General features: G+C 59.0%; 20 protein-coding genes and 1 pseudogene. 14 read left to right on the top strand and 7 right to left on the bottom strand.

Annotated features, from left to right (window positions below):
* Positions 1–104: 104 nt before the first annotated feature.
* Together BMZ10_RS12335 and yaaA are read right to left on the bottom strand one after the other, a co-directional pair.
* Positions 105–1,421: a nucleotide sugar dehydrogenase gene (locus BMZ10_RS12335; protein WP_093462100.1), complete on the bottom strand. Its 1,317-nt coding sequence runs from the start codon at positions 1,419–1,421 to the stop codon at positions 105–107.
* 951 nt (positions 1,422–2,372) lie between these two features.
* Positions 2,373–3,152 carry a peroxide stress protein YaaA gene (gene yaaA / locus BMZ10_RS12330; RefSeq protein WP_093462097.1) on the bottom strand — a complete coding sequence of 260 codons (780 nt, stop codon included), beginning with the start codon at positions 3,150–3,152 and terminating at the stop codon, positions 2,373–2,375.
* A gap of 183 nt (positions 3,153–3,335) precedes the next feature.
* Between yaaA and BMZ10_RS12325 the strand changes: the two are divergent.
* The 5 genes and pseudogenes from BMZ10_RS12325 to moaE all read left to right on the top strand — a co-directional run.
* Positions 3,336–4,496, top strand: a pseudogene (locus BMZ10_RS12325) (polysaccharide deacetylase family protein); the annotation flags it as partial.
* Between the two features lie 405 nt (positions 4,497–4,901).
* Complete coding sequence (locus tag BMZ10_RS12320; RefSeq protein ID WP_093462094.1) at positions 4,902–6,296, top strand: PhoH family protein; 1,395 nt, start codon at positions 4,902–4,904, stop codon at positions 6,294–6,296.
* A gap of 235 nt (positions 6,297–6,531) precedes the next feature.
* Complete coding sequence (gene moaC / locus BMZ10_RS12315; protein ID WP_093462091.1) at positions 6,532–7,017, top strand: cyclic pyranopterin monophosphate synthase MoaC; 486 nt, start codon at positions 6,532–6,534, stop codon at positions 7,015–7,017.
* Entirely contained in the window at positions 7,014–7,265 is a 252-nt protein-coding gene (locus BMZ10_RS12310; protein ID WP_093462088.1) for a MoaD/ThiS family protein, read from the top strand. The genes moaC and BMZ10_RS12310 overlap by 4 nt, the downstream gene beginning before the upstream one ends.
* Positions 7,266–7,267: 2 nt before the next feature.
* Positions 7,268–7,717: a molybdopterin synthase catalytic subunit MoaE gene (gene moaE / locus BMZ10_RS12305; RefSeq protein WP_093462085.1), complete on the top strand. Its 450-nt coding sequence runs from the start codon at positions 7,268–7,270 to the stop codon at positions 7,715–7,717.
* A 136-nt stretch (positions 7,718–7,853) separates the two neighbouring features.
* On the opposite strand, the gene rhlB is transcribed toward moaE, so the two are convergent.
* Complete coding sequence (gene rhlB, locus BMZ10_RS12300) at positions 7,854–9,314, bottom strand: ATP-dependent RNA helicase RhlB (protein ID WP_177182104.1); 1,461 nt, start codon at positions 9,312–9,314, stop codon at positions 7,854–7,856.
* 108 nt (positions 9,315–9,422) lie between these two features.
* Positions 9,423–10,079, bottom strand: coding sequence for an alpha/beta hydrolase (locus BMZ10_RS12295; RefSeq protein WP_093462082.1), 657 nt, complete (start codon positions 10,077–10,079; stop codon positions 9,423–9,425).
* A 488-nt stretch (positions 10,080–10,567) separates the two neighbouring features.
* Here BMZ10_RS12295 and BMZ10_RS12290 point away from each other — a divergent pair, with 488 nt between their 5' ends.
* The 8 genes from BMZ10_RS12290 (at position 10,568) to BMZ10_RS12255 (ending at position 18,341) form a co-directional block, all read left to right on the top strand.
* Entirely contained in the window at positions 10,568–11,599 is a 1,032-nt protein-coding gene (locus BMZ10_RS12290; RefSeq protein ID WP_093462079.1) for an amino acid ABC transporter substrate-binding protein, read from the top strand.
* 65 nt (positions 11,600–11,664) lie between these two features.
* Positions 11,665–12,846: an amino acid ABC transporter permease gene (locus BMZ10_RS12285; protein WP_093462075.1), complete on the top strand. Its 1,182-nt coding sequence runs from the start codon at positions 11,665–11,667 to the stop codon at positions 12,844–12,846.
* A gap of 10 nt (positions 12,847–12,856) precedes the next feature.
* A complete protein-coding gene (locus tag BMZ10_RS12280) occupies positions 12,857–13,954 on the top strand; it encodes an amino acid ABC transporter permease (protein WP_093462072.1) in 1,098 nt (365 codons plus the stop codon).
* 10 nt (positions 13,955–13,964) lie between these two features.
* Entirely contained in the window at positions 13,965–14,729 is a 765-nt protein-coding gene (locus BMZ10_RS12275; protein ID WP_093462069.1) for an amino acid ABC transporter ATP-binding protein, read from the top strand.
* A gap of 358 nt (positions 14,730–15,087) precedes the next feature.
* Entirely contained in the window at positions 15,088–16,395 is a 1,308-nt protein-coding gene (locus tag BMZ10_RS12270) for a CynX/NimT family MFS transporter (protein ID WP_093462066.1), read from the top strand.
* Between the two features lie 103 nt (positions 16,396–16,498).
* Positions 16,499–16,969, top strand: a complete 471-nt coding sequence (locus BMZ10_RS12265) for a nuclear transport factor 2 family protein (protein WP_093462586.1) — start codon at positions 16,499–16,501, stop codon at positions 16,967–16,969.
* 48 nt (positions 16,970–17,017) lie between these two features.
* Positions 17,018–17,344: a GIY-YIG nuclease family protein gene (locus tag BMZ10_RS12260; RefSeq protein WP_093462063.1), complete on the top strand. Its 327-nt coding sequence runs from the start codon at positions 17,018–17,020 to the stop codon at positions 17,342–17,344.
* 64 nt (positions 17,345–17,408) lie between these two features.
* Positions 17,409–18,341: a glutathione S-transferase family protein gene (locus tag BMZ10_RS12255; protein ID WP_093462060.1), complete on the top strand. Its 933-nt coding sequence runs from the start codon at positions 17,409–17,411 to the stop codon at positions 18,339–18,341.
* Between the two features lie 26 nt (positions 18,342–18,367).
* Here the strand turns inward: BMZ10_RS12255 and BMZ10_RS12250 are convergent, their stop codons facing one another.
* On the bottom strand, positions 18,368–18,718 hold the full coding sequence (locus BMZ10_RS12250) for a glutaredoxin family protein (RefSeq protein ID WP_093462057.1): 351 nt from the start codon (positions 18,716–18,718) through the stop codon (positions 18,368–18,370).
* Positions 18,719–18,723: 5 nt separating this feature from the next.
* A complete protein-coding gene (yejK, locus tag BMZ10_RS12245) occupies positions 18,724–19,725 on the bottom strand; it encodes a nucleoid-associated protein YejK (protein WP_093462054.1) in 1,002 nt (333 codons plus the stop codon).
* A gap of 352 nt (positions 19,726–20,077) precedes the next feature.
* On the opposite strand from yejK, the gene BMZ10_RS12240 reads away from it, so the two are divergent.
* Positions 20,078–20,359, top strand: coding sequence for an HU family DNA-binding protein (locus BMZ10_RS12240; RefSeq protein ID WP_037014905.1), 282 nt, complete (start codon positions 20,078–20,080; stop codon positions 20,357–20,359).
* A 96-nt stretch (positions 20,360–20,455) separates the two neighbouring features.
* Here the strand turns inward: BMZ10_RS12240 and rlmF are convergent, their stop codons facing one another.
* Positions 20,456–21,481, bottom strand: coding sequence for a 23S rRNA (adenine(1618)-N(6))-methyltransferase RlmF (gene rlmF, locus BMZ10_RS12235; RefSeq protein ID WP_093462051.1), 1,026 nt, complete (start codon positions 21,479–21,481; stop codon positions 20,456–20,458).
* Between the last annotated feature and the right edge of the window lie 33 nt (positions 21,482–21,514).

The raw sequence follows: 21,514 nt of genomic DNA, 5'->3' as shown, positions 1-21,514 counted from the left end.
AAGCCGCAGGCCCCAAACCTCAAGCTGCAAGCGGATGACCGCTTGCAGCGCTGAGCATGAAACTTGAAACCTGCAGCTTGTGGCTTGGCGCTTGCCGCCGCCTCTTACCAGCAAATGCCTTCGGTCTGACCGTCTTCAGTGGTGGTGCCTTTCATGAAGCCCACCAGGTCGACCACGCGTTTGCCAGCTGGCGCTTCGTTGGCCAGTGCACGGAAACGCTCGTCACGGTTGCCGAGGATGATTACATCCGAGTTGTTGATCACGGCGTCGAAGTCCGAGTTGAGCAGGGACGAAACGTGCGGGATCTTGGACTCGATATAGTCCTTGTTGGCGCCGTGGACGCGGGCGTATTCGACGTTGCTGTCGAAGATGCTCAGGTCGTAACCTTTACCGATCAGCATTTCTGCCAGCTCGACCAGCGGGCTCTCGCGCAGGTCGTCGGTACCGGCCTTGAAGCTCAGACCCAGCAAGGCAACCTTGCGGGTGTCGCTGGAGGTGACGATGTCGAATGCGTTCTGAACCTGGGAAACGTTACTGCGCATCAGCGAGTTGAGCAGTGGCGCTTCGACGTCCAGCGAGCTTGCGCGGTAGGTCAGGGCGCGAACGTCTTTAGGCAGGCAGGAACCGCCGAAGGCGAAGCCTGGGCGCATGTAGTACTGCGACAGGTTCAGGGCCTTGTCCTGGCAGACAACGTCCATCACTTCGCGGCCGTCGACGCCGACTGCCTTGGCGATGTTGCCGATTTCGTTGGCGAAGGTGACCTTGGTGGCGTGCCAGACGTTGCAGGTGTACTTGATCATCTCGGCGACAGCGATGTCCTTGCGGATGATCGGAGCGTCGAGTTCTTCGTACAGGGATTGCAGAACGTCACCGGACGCTTTGTCGAATTCGCCGATCACGGTCATTGGAGGATGATCGTAGTCTTTGATCGCGGTGCTTTCGCGCAGGAATTCAGGGTTGACCGCGACGCCGAAGTCGACGCCGGCTTTCTTGCCCGAGCAGTCTTCCAGGATCGGGATGACCACGTTGGCGACAGTGCCCGGCAGCACGGTGCTGCGCACGACGATGGTGTGGCGGGAAGTCTTGTCACGCAGGACGAAGCCGATTTCGCGGCAGACAGACTCGATGAAATCCAGCTCCAGATCGCCGTTTTTCTTGCTGGGCGTACCCACGCAGATCATCGACAGGTCAGTGGCACGAATCGCCTCGGAAAAGTCGGTGGTGCCGCGCAGTTTGCCAGTCTTGATGCCGTTCTCCAGGAGTTCACCCAGACCCGGCTCCACGATTGGAGATTTGCCCTGGTTGATCAGATCGATCTTGGCGGCGGAGATATCCACGCCAACAACATCATGACCACGCGCCGAGAGGCAACCAGCACATACTGCACCGACATAGCCCAAACCAAAGATGCTGATATGCATCGTAATCTCCTCGATTTTTACGCCATTTAGTTGGCTGGATATAAATACTGTCTAACAACTTTTTCGCGCACTCGTCCGCACGGCAAAGAATGTCGTGACACAAGCACAGGCAGAATTTAAATAGGGGCGGCCTGATTCCGTAGGCGGGCCCGAATGTTACAGATTACTAGCGTCGAATAACCTATATATAAATATGTAAGTTTTCGATCTGAGATGTGGCATAGCACTCCATCGAACGGTTGCGAGTCGCTGTCGCGCCTCTGGCTCAAGGCTTTTGGCCATGGTCAGTCGTATCCTGCCCGGCAGTAACTGCAGGCACCCGATTGGTGCTTGCTCGGTTTACTTCAACTAGTTTGGTGCGTTCTCTCCTTGCACGTACCACATTGACCGGTTGGTCTAACTACGTTGATAAGCAACTTCCAGATCTGTCCTACTGCCATGTAAGAGATGTCTCACAAGGTGGACTAGAATTGTTACGGGATGTAGGAGCGTGAGCATTCCCCATAAGTTCCTGGCCGCTCGTCCTCTTTTTGAGATTTTTCGAAATACATCAGCAATCCTGCATAGCGGCACTATGATGTCATGCTCAGGTCCGGCCCTTAGTTACAGGGGGTTTGCGGGGGGTGAATGTAACACTGCCACTCGCGTGGAGCAGCAATGTGCTACCAGTCAAAAATGTTGTTAAATTTTTGAGAAAAATTTTGGGAACTTATTTTCGCCTGAATATTGGCGTCAAAAGCCTGTTTTCGCGGCCGTTCGTCAGTCAAATGGGCGTTTAGGGAACTTCAAAACCACCCTTTTGAGGGTGTAAATGTTCCGCCAAACGGAATGATCCGACGCTCTGTCAGCGCGCACAGCCTGTCATCGGAAGAATTGGGTTCAAGATCGGCGCCTAAATGCGCCGTTTGGGACGATCAGGAGAGCACCGGATCGGCGCGCTCCTGTCGGTTGTCAGGCGTGTTGCTCGTCGCGCAGGAACACCAGTTTGTCCGCTTCGGACAGCTCTTTGCTGTATCGATAGCCCTGAACATCGAATTGTTTCAGGTCGTCCGGCTTGTCGATTTGCTCCGAAATCACGAAGCGGCTCATCATGCCCCGCGCTTTTTTCGCGTAGAAACTGATGATTTTGTACTGCCCGTTTTTCTGGTCACGGAACTCGGTGTCGATCACGCGGGCGTTAAGAGCTGCGCGTTTGACCGCTGAAAAATACTCGTTTGAAGCCAGATTGAGCAGCACGTCATCGCCCTGGTCGGCCAGTGCTTCATTAAGCCATTCGCTGATCCGGTTTCCCCAGAATGCGTAAAGATCCTTGCCGCGCGCGTTCGCGAGCTTGGTGCCCATCTCCAGACGGTACGGCTGCATCAGGTCGAGCGGGCGCAGCAGGCCATATAGCCCCGACAGCATGCGCAGGTGTTGCTGGGCATAATCGAGATCAGTCTGGCTGAGGGTCTCGGCGGCCAGACCGGTGTAAACGTCGCCCTTAAACGCCAGCAGCGCCTGCTTGGCATTTTCTGGCGTGAAGGCGGGCGTCCAGCTGCCGAAGCGCGCGGCGTTCAGGCCCGCCAGTTTGTCAGACAGATCCATGAGTTCGCTGATCTGCGACGGGGTCAGCTCGCGTAGTTGGGTGATCAGCTCCTGAGAGTGATCCAGGTACTGCGGCTGGGTAAATTTCGAGGTGGTCGGCGGTGTTTCGAAATCGAGGGTTTTCGCTGGGGATATCACCATCAGCATGCGTTCGTCTCCTTTGATCGTGATCGCGATTCTAGGGGTTGTGCCCGGATGACTCCAGCTATGGTGATGATAGGTGCGGAACAGATCAGATCGTGTGACCTGCAACCTGCAAGGGCGTCAGCCAATCCGCTATAGTGCTTCGCCGGTTTCGGCCTCTTGTTCAAGGATTGGGAGCACGTCGTTTTGCGCATGCTGTTATTGATTGGCGCCTGCCTGGTAGGACTCAACGCACAGGCGGCGACTGGCGACATCGCGACACTGGATCGCAGCGTATGGCCTGAAGCGCTTGAAACACCGCAACTGTTCGATGTTGCCTCCCGAGCGCAAATTTTAAGCTTCGCCCATCAATTGCTGGAAAGCGAAAACCTCAGCGATGCTCAGCTCGCGGGGCGGTTGGGTCTGCGGCAAGTCAATTCGCCGACCATCAATCTGATTCGCACCCGTCTGTGGTCGCGCCTGTTCGAAAACTGGAAGGCAGCGGAGAAGTCGTGCGACGCCGACGCCTCTTTCTGCGTGCTGGTGGATGACGTGCCGATGCTGCGTCAGCGCGCGGCGGAATATAAAGTTGCCGACGATTCGTTCTACGCCGGTTGGGCGGCGCCGGCCGATGCCTTCAGCCAGCGTTACCTGAACGAATTGCTGCGCATGGCGGCGTTGTTTCCACAGACCAGCAGCGAGATCGAGCGCTACAACTCCGATGAGTTGAGTGGCGAGGAGATGCCTGATCGAACCTTCCTGCTCAACTTCGAGAGCGGTCCGACGGTGGCTGACGGCGCGACCGACTGGCTGGCGGACTTCATGCGTCAGCAGAAAATCAACGCTACGTTCTTCGTCCTGGGCAAGAGCCTGCAGAGCCGTCTGGACGCGTCGTCGCCCCAGGCGTTGCAGAATGTCTACCGGCAACAATGCGTGGGACTGCAAGGCTGGGAGTACCGCTCACACGCGCACTGGGTCGACTGGCAGGATTCCATCGAGCGTACGGCGGCGCTGGCGCAGCAGGTGCTGCCGGACAACTTTGTGCCGCTGTTCCGCCCGCCCTACGGTCATCGCCGCGCCGACAGCGGGGCGTTCTTTCGCGATCAACAGATTCGCGTGTCGTTGTGGAATATCGATTCTCAGGACAGCTCGGGCCGTCTCAGCGCCGAACAGACTGCCAATCGCGTGTTGACCCTGATGTTGCTGTGGCGGCGAGGCAATATCGTCTTCCACGACAGCACCGACAAGGCGCAGCAAGCCGTGCCCTGGCTGATGGCCAACACCGCCCAAAGCGGCGTGTTGTGGGAGGACTGTCATATTTACCCACAGCAACTGACGGACGAAGAAGATACGTCGCAAGACGAGTCCACCGACCCGGACGATGCGACCACAGACGAACAACCCGCAGAATCGGCGGATCAGGCTGCAGAGCCCGTGGATCAAGGGGAGTAGAGGTTCTGAAGAAGAGGGCGGTGGGAATTTTCCGAGGATTTCTTCCCGACCGGACTTCCGACTGTAAACGCGTGTGACCCATCCGCCAAGGGCTATTCGTCACGCCGTGAAATAAACTTGGAAAAGCCATCAAAACGCTTTTTTATGTCATCGGTTTTGCGGTATTACGACAACAGACCGCCGAACCCTGCAACACAGGTGGCGTCACCCAGACCCCACTTTGCGCAATTCTCTCCTGCCTTAAGGAGAGAGCCTCGGCGGCCTTTTCAGCGCAGCATCGCTGTGTGCTGCGTTACCTGGCTACTACAAAGGTGAGCGAGTATGGATGACCACGGACGCACCCCTTCCTCTAACCAGCCAATCCTCTATGTGCTCGATACCAATGTATTGATTCACGATCCAAATGCGCTTCTGAATTTCGAAGAACACCACGTTGCACTCCCCATGACGGTCCTGGAAGAACTGGACAAGCTCAAGGCGGGCAAGCACTCGGTCGCCGCCGAATGTCGGCAGGCGATCCGGTTGATAGACAAGACGCTCGGCGAAGCGACCCCGGAGGAGGTCGAGCAAGGCGTACCGATCGATCGCGGTACAGGTGTTTTCAAGGGTTACCTGTCCATTCTCATGACCAAGCGGCAAGAGCCCAATAGCCTGCTGCCCGACAACCTCAACGACAACATCATCATCAACCAGTTGATCGACCTGCATGCGCGTAAAAAGGACGTGCGTATCGTGCTGGTCACCAAAGACATCAACATGCGCCTGAAGGCGCGCGCCTGCGGCATCGAGGCAGAGGACTACAGCACCGACCAGCTGGTTGATGATGTGTCGATGCTGTCTCGCGGTTATCACACCATGACCGGTTCTTTCTGGGACCGCGTCAGCAAGGTGGACACCCGCCAGGATCATGGTCGCACCTGGCACAAAGTGCAGATGACCGAGCAGATTCCGGCGGTTCACATCAACGAGTTCATCATTGACGAGCAAGGTTTCGTCGGTTGGGTAAAAGGCGTCAAGGCCGATGAAATCCTGCTGCTGGACATGCATCAGGAGCCGCTGCTGCATCAGGAAGCCTGGGGGCTGAAACCTCGCGATATCTATCAGGGTCTGGCGTTGTTCGCCTTGCTCGACCCCGATATCCATCTGGTCAATCTGTCCGGTGCCGCAGGTTCGGGCAAAACCATTCTGGCGCTGGCTGCGGCCATCGAGCAGACCATGGTCAGCAAGCGTTATCGCCGCATCATCGCAACCCGCAGCGTGCAGGGGCTGGACCAGGAGATCGGCTTTCTGCCGGGCACCGAGGCGGAAAAAATGGAGCCTTGGCTCGGCGCCATCACCGACAACCTGGAAGCGTTGCACATGGATGATGAAAACACCCATGGCAGCGTCGATTACATCCTCAGCAAGGTGCCGCTGCAGTTCAAATCCCTTAACTACATTCGAGGCCGCAGTTTCCAGCAAAGCCTGATTTTGATCGACGAATGCCAGAACCTGACGCCGCACCAGATGAAAACGATCATCACCCGTGCCGGCGCAGGCTCCAAAGTGGTCTGCCTGGGCAACCTCGCGCAGATCGACACCCCTTATCTGTCGGCCACCAGTTCCGGCCTGACTTACCTGACGGAGCGCTTCAAGGACTTCCCCAACGGCGTACACATCACCCTGCAAGGCGTGCCGCGCTCGATCCTGGCTGAATACGCGGAGAGCCATCTTTAAACTGTTTCGTGAATCAGTGGGCGCCGACGTTCCGGCGCCCCTTTATTTCGCGGACCACTCCAGTTACGAGCCCCTGGATGGACATCCCATGTAGGAGCGTGGCTTGTCCCGCGATTGCGAGTTAGATCATCTACATCATCGTTAGCTGACCCACCCCAATCGCGGGACAAGCCACGCTCCTACAGTTTCCGCGTCGCAGGGTTTACAATCGCGACTCCTGTCCAGGAGTCATCCCGTGCTTACCCATCTCGATTCCCAAGGTCGCGCCAATATGGTCGACGTCACTGAAAAAGCCGTGACGTCCCGTGAGGCGGTGGCCGAAGCGCGTGTGCGCATGCTGCCCGAAACCCTGCAAATGATCGTTTCAGGCGGTCACCCGAAAGGTGATGTGTTCGCCGTTGCGCGCATCGCCGGGATTCAGGCTGCGAAGAAAACCAGCGACCTCATTCCGTTGTGCCACCCGCTGATGCTGACCAGCGTCAAAGTCGAACTCAACGCTGACGGCCAGGACGCGGTCCACATCGTGGCGCGCTGCAAGCTTTCCGGGCAGACCGGCGTGGAAATGGAAGCCCTGACCGCTGCCAGTGTCGCCGCCTTGACGATCTACGACATGTGCAAGGCGGTCGATCGTGGCATGGTCATCGAGCAGGTGCGGCTACTGGAAAAACTTGGCGGCAAGAGCGGGCACTTCATGGCCGATGAAAAGGCGGAGGCGCAATGACCATTCACGTTCAGGTTCAATTCTTCGCGCGTTTCCGCGAGACGCTGGGGACCGAAAGCGAGCAGCTGGAAGGCAGCTTTGCCAATGTCGGCGCGATTCGTGAGCACCTGCTCGCCCGCGGCGGGGTGTGGGACGTGCTGGCTGAACAGAACATCATGTGCGCGCGCAATCAGGAACTCTGCTCGCTGATCGAACCGGTCGAGCAGGGTGACGAAGTGGCGTTCTTCCCGACTGTCACGGGAGGCTGAGCATGACCGTCCGCGTGCAGGCCGCGCCGTTCGATCCAGGCGCTGAAGTCAATGCGATGCACGACGCCAACGTCGGCGTGGGCGCCGTGGTGAGCTTCGTTGGCTACGTCCGTGATTTCAACGACGGGCGAGAAGTGGCCGGAATGTTTCTCGAGCACTACCCCGGCATGACCGAAAAAGCGCTGGGCAAGATCGTCGATGAAGCGCGGCTGCGCTGGCCGCTGCTCCGGATCGAGGTGCTGCATCGCATCGGCGAGCTGGCGCCCGGTGAGCCGATCGTCTTCGTCGGCGTCGCCAGCGCTCATCGTCAGGCCGCGTTCGAAGCCTGCGACTTCGTCATGGATTACCTGAAAACCCGCGCGCCGTTCTGGAAGAAGGAAAACACCTCGCAAGGCCCACGCTGGGTAGAAGGGCGTGACAGCGATCATCAGGCGGCGGATCGCTGGAAATGAAGCCGACGCCCTTGAGGCGGCTACAAAACAACGTGGGAGCGAGCTTGCTTGCGAATACGTCGGATCTGTCACCCTTCTGGGGACTGGCCTGAACATTCGCGAGCAAGCTCGCTCCCACAGATTTTTTTTGTACCGCTTATTCCGCGGCAGGCTGAGCGCGTGGCTTGCGCACCACCGCCCGCAACAATTCGGTCGGCGGCATTTCGCAGCTGATCTTGCGGCCCAGTTTCTCTTCGATCGACGGCAGTTGGTAAGAATCGTCTTCCCCGGCGAAGCTGATTGACACGCCGTCGGCGCCCGCGCGGCCGGTACGACCGATGCGGTGGACGTAGTCGTCTGGCACTTCGGGCAAGGTAAAGTTGATCACGTGGCTGATGCCGTCGATGTGAATCCCGCGTCCAGCGACGTCGGTAGCCACCAGCACGCGGATTTTGCCTTCACGGAAACCTTCCAGCGTCTTGATCCGCTTGTGTTGAGGCACATCGCCCGACAGCTGCGCGGCGTTGACGCCATCACGCACCAGTCGCTCTTCGATTCGACGGACTTCGTCCTTGCGGTTGGCGAACACCATCACGCGTTCCCAGCCGTTATCGTTGATCAGGTTGAACAGCAACTTGTACTTGTCAGCTGCAGCGACGGCGTAGATATGCTGCTCGACGTTATCGCTTGCGACGTTCTCAGCCTCGATCTCGACGATGGCAGGATCGGTGGTCCACTGCTTCGCCAGGTTCATCACGTCTTCCGTGAAGGTTGCGGAAAACAGCAAGGTCTGACGCTCGCCCTTGTGCGGCGTCTGGCGAATGATCTGACGGACCTGCGGAATGAATCCCATGTCCAGCATGCGATCCGCTTCGTCGAGCACCATGACTTCGACCATGTCCAGGTGCACTTCACCACGCTGGTTGAAGTCCAGCAGACGGCCCGGTGTCGCCACCAGAATGTCGCAATGACGGGCTTCGAGCTGTTTGAGCTGCTTGTCGAAGTCCATGCCGCCGACAAACGTCATCACGTTCAGATTGGTGTATTTGGTCAGGGCCGCTGCGTCCTTGGCGATCTGCACCACCAGTTCGCGCGTCGGCGCGATGATCAACGCACGCGGCTCACCCATGTAACGCTCTTTGGGAGGCGGCGTCTGGGTCAGCTGGGTGATGATCGAAATCAGAAAGGCGGCGGTTTTGCCGGTGCCGGTCTGAGCGCGGCCGATCGCGTCCTTGCCCTTGAGTGTGAAGCCCAGGACGCCTGCCTGAATCGGCGTGCAGTAAGGGAAACCCAGGTCGTGGATGGCATGCATCAATTCTGGCGCGAGCGGGAAATCGTGAAAGCGCGTCTTGCCTTCCTGTGGCTCGACTTTGAAGTCGTCGAGACTCCAGGCAGGAACGACAGGCTTGGGCGCTCGTTCGCGACGTGGCCGCTCCGTTTTTGACCGCGTGTGCGCAGGCTTGCTGGCGGCTTCAGGCTCAGCTTTGGACACGACAGGCGTGGCGGTTTCCCGGTGCGTCGTTTCGGTCGGGGTTCTGGAAGCGGGGAGGGGTGCTGGTGCGAGCTGCTCAGCCTCGCTCTTACCGAACATCTTTTTAAGTGCTTTGAGCACGGTCATCTCATCGATTGATTAAGGAATGTACGCCGGGCAGTGTAAAGCAAGAACCCGGCGCGGCGTAGTGCCATACCAAATCCGCAAGACAATTGGAAGGATCACCTGTCTCTTCTAACGCAGCCGATCCCCGAGCCAGACACCTATGTCGGAAATTTCCTGCGGTAACACTTCGTGCCCCATTGGGTATTCCTGCCATGTCGCGGTGACGCCATGGGCTTTGAGCTGCTCGTAAGCGGTTCTGCCCATCGGGTTGTGGACGACTTCGTCATGACTGCCATGCAAGCAATACACCGGAATGCGTTGCTGGCTGGCGGACAGGTTCATTTCATCGCTGAAGGTCGGCGCGTAGGTCGACAATGCCAGTACCCCGCCCAGCGGGCCTTGCCAGCGCAGGAAAGCCGTGTGAAGCACCACCGCGCCGCCCTGCGAAAAGCCCGCGAGGAAGATGCGCGCCGGGTCGATGCCGCCATCACGTTGCCCCTCGATCAGGCTGAGAATGCGCTGCGCCGAGCCTTCCAGCTGTTCGCGGTCGATCGCGCGGGCCGGACTCATAGCCTTGATGTCGTACCAGCTGGGCATCTCGTAGCCGCCGTTGACTGTCACTGGACGGGTCGGCGCCTGCGGCAGCACGAACCGCGTGGTCTTGAGCGATTCCTGCAACGCTTCGGCGACCGGCAGGAAGTCAAAGCGATCCGCGCCCAGGCCGTGCAGCCAGATAACGCAGGAATCGGCAGGCTGTTCAGGCTCGATGATCAACGGTTCGCTCATGTGTGCTCCATTTGTGTGCGGCGGCTCTGGCGCGATGCTTTAACGCGGTGCGCGAGCGTTGGCGGATATGAAAGAAGATGTCGCAAGGTTACAAGTTTTGCGCTTGACCTGTCGCTAATTCGACTTTGCCAGCATGGTGGTACGGGCTTTGCTACAAAACCCCCGGAGTGAAGGCGCTCACCACTGCGGTAACACTGATGCGGCTTTTCAGAGTCAGTCTATCGTTACGTCGCAGGCAACAAGGAGTCCATCGAGCGGGATTCCAGGCACGATCCGCTTTGAACCTCGTGGTTCAAGGACATCATGGGGCTTCAGTCCGTTTGACCCGATCGATTCCGAAGTCTGCACTGGGCAGGCAGCCCTGCATGACCGGAATCGGGTCTTACGTCGCATGACCCAAAAACAAGCCAGCACGGGTCATTAATGCCTCACAAGGGTGCGACGGGACTAAAAGCTCCTACACAACAAAGAGCAAACTGGAGGTTTGAATGAAGATGTTGAAATCCACCCTGGCTGTAGTGGCCGCCGCGGCAGCACTTGGTATGACCGGTTTCGCTCAGGCGGGCGCCAAACTGGACGCCATCCAGAAGAAAGGCTTCATCCAGTGCGGCGTCAGTGACGGTCTGCCAGGTTTCTCGGTCCCTGATAAAAGCGGCACCATCCAGGGTATCGATGCGGACTTCTGCCGTGCAGTTGCGGCTGCTGTCTTTGGCGACGCCAAGAAAGTCAAATTCAGCCAGCTGAACGCCAAAGAGCGTTTCACCGCGCTGCAGTCCGGCGAAATCGACATCCTGTCGCGTAACACCACCTGGACCAGCTCCCGCGACGCGAGCATGGGTCTGGAGTTCCCGGGCTTCGTGACTTACTACGACGGCGTTGGCTTCCTGGCCAACAGCAAGCTGGGCGTGAAGAGCGCCAAGGAACTGGACGGCGCGACCATCTGTATCCAGGCCGGTACCACCACCGAGCTGAACGTGTCGGACTACTTCCGCGCGAACAACCTGAAATACACCCCGATCACCTTCGACACCTCCGACGAAAGCGCCAAGTCGCTGGAATCCGGCCGTTGCGACGTGCTGACCTCCGACAAGTCGCAGCTGTACGCACAGCGCTCCAAGCTGGCTTCGCCGAAAGACTACGTCGTTTTGCCTGAAACCATTTCCAAGGAGCCTCTGGCACCGGTCGTGGCCCGTGGTGATGACGAGTGGACGTCCATCGTTCGCTGGGTCGGTTATGCCCTGCTGAACACTGAAGAAGCCGGCATCACTTCCAAGAACGTTGAAGCCGAAGCCAAATCCACCAAGAACCCTGACGTCGCTCGTCTGCTGGGTGCTGACGGTGAATACGGTCCTCAGTTGAAACTGCCGAAGGACTGGGTCGTCAAGATCGTTGCTCAAGTCGGCAACTACGGCGAAATCTTCGAGAAGAACCTGGGCAAATCCACTGCTCTGGAAATCGAACGCGGTCAGAACGCTTTGTGGAACGCCGGCGGTATTCAATACGCGCCACCAGTGCGTTGATTGACCTGTGCCCGGCTGCGTGAACCGCAGCCGGGCACTTCGTTGCATTTCATCCGGGGCACTCCATGCAAAATCAAATCAGCGCACCAAAGCAGAGGCTATCCCTCAGCGATCCCAAAGTGCGTGCGTGGCTATTTCAGATAATCACGGTTATCGCTGTAGTCGCGATGGGTTGGTATCTGTTCGATAACACGCAAACCAACCTGCAACACCGGGGCATCACCTCAGGTTTCGGTTTCCTTGAAAACAGTGCCGGCTTCGGCATCGCGCAACACCTGATTCCTTTCAAGGAATCCGACAGCTACGCGCGTGTTTTCCTTATCGGTTTGCTCAACACGCTGCTGGTGACTTTCATCGGCGTGATTCTCGCGACCCTGCTGGGTTTTATCGTCGGCGTGGCGCGTTTGTCCAACAACTGGATCGTCAACAAGCTGGCAACTGTCTACGTCGAAGTGTTCCGTAACATTCCGCCGCTGCTGCAGATCCTGTTCTGGTATTTCGCCGTGTTCCTGACCCTGCCTGGCCCGCGCGCGGCACATGGTTTCCTGGGCTCGTTCTTCGTCAGCAGCCGGGGTCTGAACATGCCTGCGGCGATCACCAATGACGCCACATGGCCGTTCGTGATCAGCATCGTGCTGGCCATCGTCGCGATCGTCGTCATGACCAAATGGGCGAACAAGCGCTTCGAAGCCACCGGCGAGCCTTTTCACAAGTTCTGGGCGGGCCTTGCCCTGTTCATCGTGATCCCGGCGCTGTGTGCATTGATCTTCGGTGCGCCCGTGCATTGGGAACTGCCGGAACTCAAAGGCTTCAACTTCGTCGGCGGCTGGGTGCTGATCCCCGAACTGCTGGCGCTGACCCTGGCCCTGACCGTTTATACGGCGGCATTCATTGCCGAAATCGTGCGTTCGGGCATCAAGTCGGTCAGCCACGGCCAGACCGAAGCTGCGCGCTCGCTGGGTCTGCGTCCCGGCCCGACGCTGCGCAAGGTCATCATTCCGCAGGCCATGCGAGTGATCATCCCGCCGCTGACCAGCCAATACCTCAACCTGGCGAAGAACTCCTCGCTGGCGGCCGGTATCGGTTACCCGGAAATGGTTTCGCTGTTCGCCGGTACCGTGTTGAACCAGACCGGGCAGGCCATCGAAGTCATCGCTATCACCATGAGCGTATACCTGGCGATCAGCATCAGCATTTCTCTGCTGATGAACTGGTACAACAAGCGCATTGCGCTGATCGAGCGGTGAGGAAACGCGCATGACATCCCATACTTTCAAACCCGACATGCCGCCGCCGAGTAAAGTATTCGGCCCGATGGCATGGATCCGCCAGAACCTGTTCTCGAACTGGATCAACACCCTGTTGACCCTGTTCGCGATCTATCTGATCTGGCTGATCGTTCCGCCGCTGTTGAGCTGGACCATTTTCGACGCCAACTGGGTCGGCACCACCCGCGCCGACTGCACCAAGGCGGGCGCCTGCTGGGTGTTCATCGAACAGCGCTTCGGCCAGTTCATGTATGGCTACTATCCGCAGGAACTGCGCTGGAGGGTCGATCTGACCGTCTGGCTGGCGATCATCGGCGCTGCGCCGCTGTTCATCAAAGCCGTGCCACGCAAAGCCATTTATGGACTGAGTTTCCTGGTGATCTACCCGATCGTCGCGTTTTTCCTGCTGCACGGCGGCATCTTCGGTCTGACCGAGGTGGCTACCAGCCAGTGGGGCGGCCTGATGTTGACGCTGGTCATCGCCACGGTCGGTATCGCCGGCGCATTGCCGCTGGGCGTGATCCTGGCATTGGGGCGTCGCTCTGACCTGCCGGCCATTCGCGTGCTGTGCGTGACCTTCATTGAGTTCTGGCGTGGCGTTCCGCTGATCACCGTGCTGTTCATGTCGTCGGTGATGCTGCCGCTGTTTCTGCCAGAAGGCATGAACTTCGACAAACTGCTGCGCGCCCTGATCGGCGTGATCATGTTCCAGTCGGCCTATGTGGCCGAAGTGGTGCGCGGCGGCATGCAGGCTATCCCGAAAGGGCAGTACGAAGCCGCCGCCGCAATGGGTCTGGGTTACTGGCGCCGCATGGGCCTGGTGATTCTGCCGCAAGCCCTGAAGCTGGTCATTCCTGGTCTGGTCAACACCGTGATTGCGTTGTTCAAGGACACCAGCCTTGTGATCATCATCGGCCTGTTCGACCTGCTCAACAGCGTCAAACAAGCAGCCGCCGACCCGAACTGGCTCGGCATGGCGACCGAGGGCTACGTGTTTGCAGCCCTGGTGTTCTGGATCTTCTGTTTCGGCATGTCCCGCTACTCCATTCATCTGGAGCGTAAGTTGGACACAGGCCACAAGCGTTAGGAGTTTTGTGATGAGTGAAGTTATCAGTAAGCCTCTGGGCGCCGAAGGCATGATCCGTATGGAAGGCGTACACAAGTGGTACGGCCAGTTCCACGTGTTGAAAGACATCAACCTAAACGTGCGTCAGGGCGAGCGTATCGTCCTGTGCGGCCCGTCGGGTTCGGGCAAGTCGACCACCATTCGCTGCCTTAACCGTCTGGAAGAGCACCAGCAAGGCCGCATCATCGTCGACGGCACCGAGCTGACGTCCGACCTGAAGCAGATCGAGACCATCCGCCGCGAAGTCGGCATGGTGTTCCAGCACTTCAACCTGTTCCCGCATCTGACCATCCTGCAGAACTGCACGCTGGCGCCGATGTGGGTGCGCAAGATGCCCAAGCGCAAGGCTGAAGAAATTGCGATGCATTACCTGGAGCGCGTGCGCATTCCGGAGCAGGCACACAAATTCCCGGGTCAGCTTTCCGGTGGTCAGCAACAGCGTGTCGCCATCGCGCGCGCACTGTGCATGAAGCCGAAAATCATGCTGTTCGACGAGCCGACCTCGGCGCTCGACCCAGAGATGGTGAAAGAAGTGCTCGACACCATGGTGGGTCTGGCCGAAGAAGGCATGACCATGCTCTGCGTGACGCACGAGATGGGCTTTGCCCGTACCGTCGCCAACCGCGTGATCTTCATGGACAAGGGCGAAATCGTCGAACAGGCCGCACCGAACGACTTCTTCGACAACCCGCAAAGCGACCGCACCAAACTGTTCCTCAGCCAGATCCTGCACTGAGTCGACAGCCGCAGCACTAAAAAACCCGGGCCTGATGCCCGGGTTTTTTTACGGATGGCGCAAGGCACCGGCCTCTTCCCGGCTGAAGCCGGTCCTACAGATGCCGCAGCTTTTCGTAGGACCGGCTTTAGCCGGGAAGAGGCTGGTCCTACAGATGCCGCACGCTTTTCGTAGGACCGGCTTTAGCCGGGAAGGCGTAGGGTGTCACGCTGTAGATCGAAGGGCGTCAGGGACAGCTGGCTCACTGCCTCAGATTCTGTACCCAATTTTCGCCAAACTTGTGTTCTTTAGCGATCTCCAACAGGATTACGTCTTTGCGCTATGCGCTGTTACACAATCCTGCCCCCACGAGAATCCCATGACGACCAAGGCGCCTGCGGCGAGCGACACGCTATCCCTTACCCGAAAACATCATGAAACCGTTGAGCTGCTGATCGATGCAGAAGCGGATGACGATCAGGTTCAGCACGAAAAACCGGTGGTGAAGCGACCCTGGTTGTTGCTGCTCGGCCTGGTGCTGGTCGCGCTGAACCTGCGCCCTGCGCTGTCGAGCATGGCGCCGCTGCTCAGCGCTGTGTCGGAAAGTCTGGGCTTGTCTGCTGCCAGGGCAGGGCTGCTGACCACGCTGCCCGTTCTGTGCCTGGGCCTGTTCGCGCCCCTTGCGCCGATCCTTGCCCGCCGTTTCGGCAGCGAACGGGTGGTGCTGGGGATCTTGCTGACGCTGGCGTGCGGCATTCTCCTGCGCAGCTCGTTCGGCGAAGCAGGCCTGTTCGCCGGCAGCATCATGGCGGGCGCCAGTATCGGCATTATCGGTGTGCTGCTGCCCGGCATCGTCAAGCGCGACTTCGCCAGCCAGGCCGGCACGATGACCGGCGTTTACACAATGGCGTTGTGCCTGGGTGCCGCCGTGGCGGCCGGGGCCACTGTGCCGTTGAGCCATGCGCTCGGGGATGGCGTTGGCGACAGCTGGAAATCGGGGCTGGGATTCTGGATCGTTCCGGCGATTGTCGCGGCTGTGTTCTGGCTGCCACAGACCCGCCAGCGTCACGGTCAGCATCAGGCGGCCTACCGGGTTCGGGGGCTTTTCCGCGACCGTCTGGCCCGACAGGTCACGCTGTACATGGGCCTGCAGTCGTCGTTGGCCTACATCGTATTCGGCTGGTTGCCTTCGATTCTGATCGGACGCGGCCTGACCGCGACCGAGGCCGGTTTGTTGCTGTCCGGCTCGATCATGGTCCAGCTCATCAGTTCATTGGCCACGCCATGGCTGGCGACGCGGGGCAAGGACCAGCGGCTGGCGATTCTGCTGGTCATGCTGCTCACATTGGCTGGCCTTTACGGCTGCCTGTATGCGCCGCTCAACCAGCTGTGGTTCTGGGCCGTGGTGCTCGGGCTGGGGCAGGGCGGCACCTTCAGCCTGGCGTTGACGCTGATCGTGCTGCGCTCTCGCGATTCCCACGTTGCGGCCAACCTGTCCAGCATGGCTCAGGGCGTCGGCTACACCTTGGCGTCCCTGGGGCCTTTTGCAGTGGGCGTGGTGCATGACTGGACCGGCAACTGGAGCGCCGTCGGCTGGATTTTCGGCCTGATCGGCGTGACGGCAATCGTCGCCGGGATGGGTGCCGGACGCTCGCTCTATGTGAATGTGACCAGCGAGAAAATCTGAGAAGCGGTATTTCCATCACGAATGTCCGTGGCAAAACGGCTCGCTGGCGCTTATCGTGCGAGCTTATTTCCCACGGATGTCCAACCGCATGAGCGAAATCCGCCTGAGTGAACAACACGCCGCCCTGATCAGCCGCTTCTACGAGGCGTTCAGTCGCCTGGACGCCGAAGCCATGGCCGCCTGTTACAGCGATAACGTGGTGTTCAGTGATCCGGTGTTCGGCGAGCTGCGCGGGCGGGATGCCAGCGACATGTGGCGAATGCTGACGTCGCGGGCCAAGGACTTCTCGCTGCGTTATGACGCTGTGCGGGCTGACGAGCGCACGGGTGGCGCGCATTGGGTGGCGACCTACCTGTTCAGCCAGACCGGTCGCACGGTGATCAACGACATTCAGGCGCGCTTCGTGTTTCGCGATGGCAAGATCTGCGAACACCACGATCATTTCGATCTGTGGCGCTGGTCGCGCCAGGCCTTGGGCGCCAAAGGCACTTTACTGGGATGGACGCCGTTGGTGCGGAACGCTATTCGCGCGCAGGCGCAGAAGGGATTGAAGGCCTTTCAGGCTGGCCGCTGATGCTCTGGTAGAATCGCAGCTTTCCTGTCCTCACCGCTTGTTCAGACGATGACCGAAGTCGCGATCCCCATTACCGCTGCCGTTGAAGTCACAGTCACTAAACCGTGGTTCGTTTATCTCGTGCGCGCGGCCAACGGCTCGTTGTACTGCGGCATCAGCACTGATCCCCAACAGCGCTTCATCAAGCACCAAAGCGGAAAAGGCGCGCGCTTTTTCAGTTCCAGCCCTGCGATGGCGCTGGTGTATGTCGAGGCGTGCCGCGACAAGGGCGACGCGCTGCGTCAGGAGCGGCTGATCAAAAAATTGCGCAAGCGGGCGAAGGAAGCGCTGGCCGCCAGCTATATACACAGGGCTGATGCCGCGCCATCAGCCTGAGCGGGTAGGCCATCGCCGCTGCGCCAGCTAAGCTGGGCGTTCACCTCTGCGGATGGACCGAAGCATGTCAGAACTGATCCTGCACCATTACCCGGCGTCACTGTTTTCCGAAAAAGCGCGTCTGATGCTCGGTTTCAAAGGCTTGTCGTGGCGCTCGGTCGTCATCCCTCCCATCATGCCCAAGCCGGATGTCACTGCGCTGACCGGCGGTTATCGCAAGACGCCGGTGTTACAGATAGGCGCTGACATTTACTGCGACACCGCGCTGATTGCGCGTCGGCTCGAGCAGGAAAAGTCGTCGCCTGCCTTTTATCCGGAAGGTCAGGAGTTCACCGCGTCGAGCCTCGCAGCCTGGGCCGACTCAGTGCTGTTCCTGCACGCCGTCAGCTTGGTCTTTCAACCCGCGTTGATGGCGGTGCGATTCGCCAAGGCCCCGCCGGAGGCCGTCAAAGCGTTCTCCGCTGATCGCGCATCATTCTTCGAGGGCGGTACCGCGACGCGCATTCCGCTCGAACTGGCCAAGCATCAGTGGCCGACACTCATGGGCCGTTTGCAGCTTCAACTGGAACGCAACGGCGACTTCCTGCTGGGCGCCCCTTCAATTGCCGACTTCGCCGTCGTTCATACGCTGTGGTTCCTGAAACAGACGCCCGTCACCTCACCGCTGGTGGACGACTATCCGGAAATACTGGCCTGGTATCAGCGCGTGATCGGGTTTGGTCACGGCGCGGCCAGTGAGTTGAGCTCTGCCGACGCACTGGAGATCGCCCGCCGCGCGGCCCCGCAGCCGCTGCCGGTGGAAGACTTTATCGACCCCAACGGCTTTGAGGTGGGTCAGCAGGTGAGTGTTTCTGCTGTCGACTACGGCGTGAACCCCGTGCAGGGTGAGTTGGTCTTCAACGGCCGCGAGGAAATCATCCTGTGTCGTGAGGACGAGCGCGCCGGGGACGTGCATGTGCACTTTCCGCGTTATGGGTTTCAAATCAAGGCCGCTTAAGGGCAACTCCCAACAGCGCATGGCCGTCACTTAAGCGCCGCAAGAATCTCGTCCGGTGAAAAACCTCTGATCAACGTGCCATTGACGTCGATCAGAGGGATGCCGCGGCCGCCCAACGCCTCGTAGGCTTTACGCCCGGCAGCGTCTTTCTCGATGTCGAACTCGGTGTACGGAATACCCTTGCTGTCGAGGAAGCGTCGGGTCTGTTTGCAGTAGCCACACCAGTCGGTCGCATACAGCGTGACCTTCGCGTTTGCCAGCACTTGCGCAGAAACCGAAGACGCAGGATGCACGAAGTTCTCGATCTTGCCCCAGTTCTGATAAACGACGACGACCAGCAGGATCAGCACGAACTTCTTGAGCGTGCGCACGAACATCGCCTTCAGCGCCTCTTCAACTGATCGGTGAGTTGAGTCGGCAGACCTTTGATGATCAGCGTGCCTTTCTCTTCGTCGTATTCGATCTTGTCCCCCAGCAGATGCGCTTCGAAGCTGATCGACAAGCCTTCGGCGCGACCGGTGAAGCGCCGAAACTGGTTCAGGGTGCGCTTGTCGGCGGGGATCTCTGGCGAGAGCCCATAGTCCTTGTTGCGGATATGTTCGTAGAACGCGCGCGGCCGATCTTCGTCGATCAGCCCGGACAACTCTTCCAGCGCAATGGGTTCGCCCATTTTGCTCTGGCTGCTGGCGTAATCGACCAGCGCCTTGGTTTTCTCACGGGTGGATGCTTCCGGCAGGTCTTCGCTCTCGACGAAGTCGCTGAAGGCTTTGAGCAAGGTGCGGGTCTCACCGGGGCCGTCGACGCCTTCCTGACACCCGATGAAGTCGCGAAAGTACTCCGAGACTTTCTTGCCGTTCTTGCCCTTGATGAACGAGATGTACTGTTTGGACGCCTTGTTGTTCTGCCATTCGGAAATGTTGATCCGCGCGGCCAGGTGCAGTTGGCCCAGATCCAGATGCCGCGACGGCGTGACATCCAGCGCTTCGTTCACGGCGACGCCTTCGCTGTGGTGCAGCAACGCGATGGCCAGGTATTCGGTCATGCCCTGTTGATAGTGCGCGAACAACACGTGGCCGCCCACCGACAGGTTGGACTCTTCCATCAGCTTTTGCAGATGCTCGACTGCCACGCGACTGAACGCGGTGAAATCCTTGCCCTCATCCAGATACTCCTTCAACCAGCCACTGAACGGGTGCGCGCCAGACTCGGCGTGGAAGAAACCCCAGGCCTTGCCCTGTTTGGCGTTGTAGCTCTCGTTGAGGTCGGCCAGCATGTTCTCGATGGCCTGGGACTCCGCGAGTTCGGAATCTCGAGCGTGGAGGACTGCGGGCGTACCGTCGGGTTTTTTGTCGATCAGGTGAACGATGGCATGACGGATCGGCATGGATTTCTCGGCTGCTGAAGTGGAACTGAACGGGTGGAAGCCAGGCCCGTGCGAAAGTCGGCAAGTGTACCGCACACAGGCCCGGGAACGCGCTGCGCTGGCCGAAAACACGGCACCGGCTCTATTAATATGACTTTTTTGGGGTTGAACCGCGATAAAGCTGACCAAATGGGCAGCAGGGTGCGGATATTTGCTTGGCTCTGTGCTAGTTTTGCCCGGTCTTGCGCACCGAAGCGCGCCAAGCACGCAGTTTGTGGGGTTCTGCCGAACCAAAGACCGAATTCAGCATCTACATTTCGCGTCTGTACACACTCTGCAAACCATTCGAATTTGATAGGGAAGGAACACCACCATGGCTCTGACTAAAGACCAATTGATCGCCGATATCGCAGAAGCTATCGACGCGCCAAAAACCACCGCGCGCAATGCTCTGGACCAATTGGGCCAAATCGTCGCTGACCAGCTGGAAAACGGTAGTGAAATTACTCTGCCAGGCATCGGCAAACTGAAAGTCACCGAGCGTCCAGCTCGCACCGGCCGCAACCCTTCGACTGGCGCAGCCATCGAAATCGCTGCCAAGAAAGTGGTCAAGTTCGTACCAGCCAAAGTGCTGACTGACTCGGTCAACAAGTAAGCGAAAACGCTACTTGTGTGAGGAAACCGTGTGACGGAGTGATCCGGACACGGTTTTTTTGTGCCCGGATTCAGCTGAAACAGGCTGGTATCCAGATCACTTGCCGACGCTCCAACGCTCGGCCCGCCAGGCAGCCTGCTGCGCTTTGTCGTGGAACGTCCAGGCGACAAACCGGCTTTGCTTCTGTCCCTGCGACATCTCGACCACATGGCTTTCCAGCGCGCCGGTTTTCTTCAGCGTGCTCCGAATCAGCGGGAGGTTCGAGGCCTTTGACACCAGCGTGCTGAACCACAGCACCTGAACGGCAAGCTGCGCGCTCTCGGCGATCAGTTGCGCGACGAATCGTGCCTCGCCGCCCTCACACCACAGCTCCGCTGCCTGACCTCCGAAGTTGAGCACAGGCAACTTGCGTTTGGGGTCAGCTTTACCGAGCGCCCGCCATTTGCGCTGACTGCCGCGCAGTGCTTCCTCCTGCGAGGCGTGGAAGGGCGGATTGCACAGTGTCACGTCGAAGCGTTCTTCGCGTCCGAGCAGCCCTGCGAGGATGTGGTTGCGATTGCTTTGCTCACGCACGCCGATCGCTTTGCCCAGCTGGTTGGCCTTGACGATGGTTGTAGCCGAGGCAAGGGCGATCTTGTCGACGTCCGATCCCACGAAATGCCAGCCGTACTCGCTGTGCCCGATCAGCGGGTAGATGCAATTGGCGCCGGTGCCCACGTCCAGCGCCTTGATCGCCGCGCCCCGCGGGATCACGCCGTCGTTACGCTCGGCCAGAAGGTCGGCGAGGAAATGCACATAATCGGCCCGGCCTGGAATCGGTGGGCACAGATAATCGGCAGGGATATCCCAGTGCGCGATGCCGTAAAAAGCCTTGAGCAACGCACGATTGAACACCCGAACGGCTGCCGGATTGGCGAAGTCGATGCTTTCCTTGCCGTAGGGATTGGTGATCACGAACTGGCCCAGTTCCGGACTGCTCTTGATCAGCCGAGGAAAGTCGTAATGGCCCTGATGACGATTGCGCGGGTGAAGGCTGGCCTTCTCACGAGGCGCGGCGGGCTTGACTCCAGTCGCGGGTTTTGGCGTCTTGCGCGGCGGTTTGGGATGCTCGGGCTTGGTCATGACGAATTCAATTCCGGTTGAAACACAAAACCC

Source organism: Pseudomonas sp. NFR16 (assembly GCF_900108875.1).
In the GTDB taxonomy this organism is placed as follows: Bacteria; Pseudomonadota; Gammaproteobacteria; order Pseudomonadales; family Pseudomonadaceae; genus Aquipseudomonas.
This window is presented reverse-complemented; position numbering and strand designations above follow the sequence as displayed.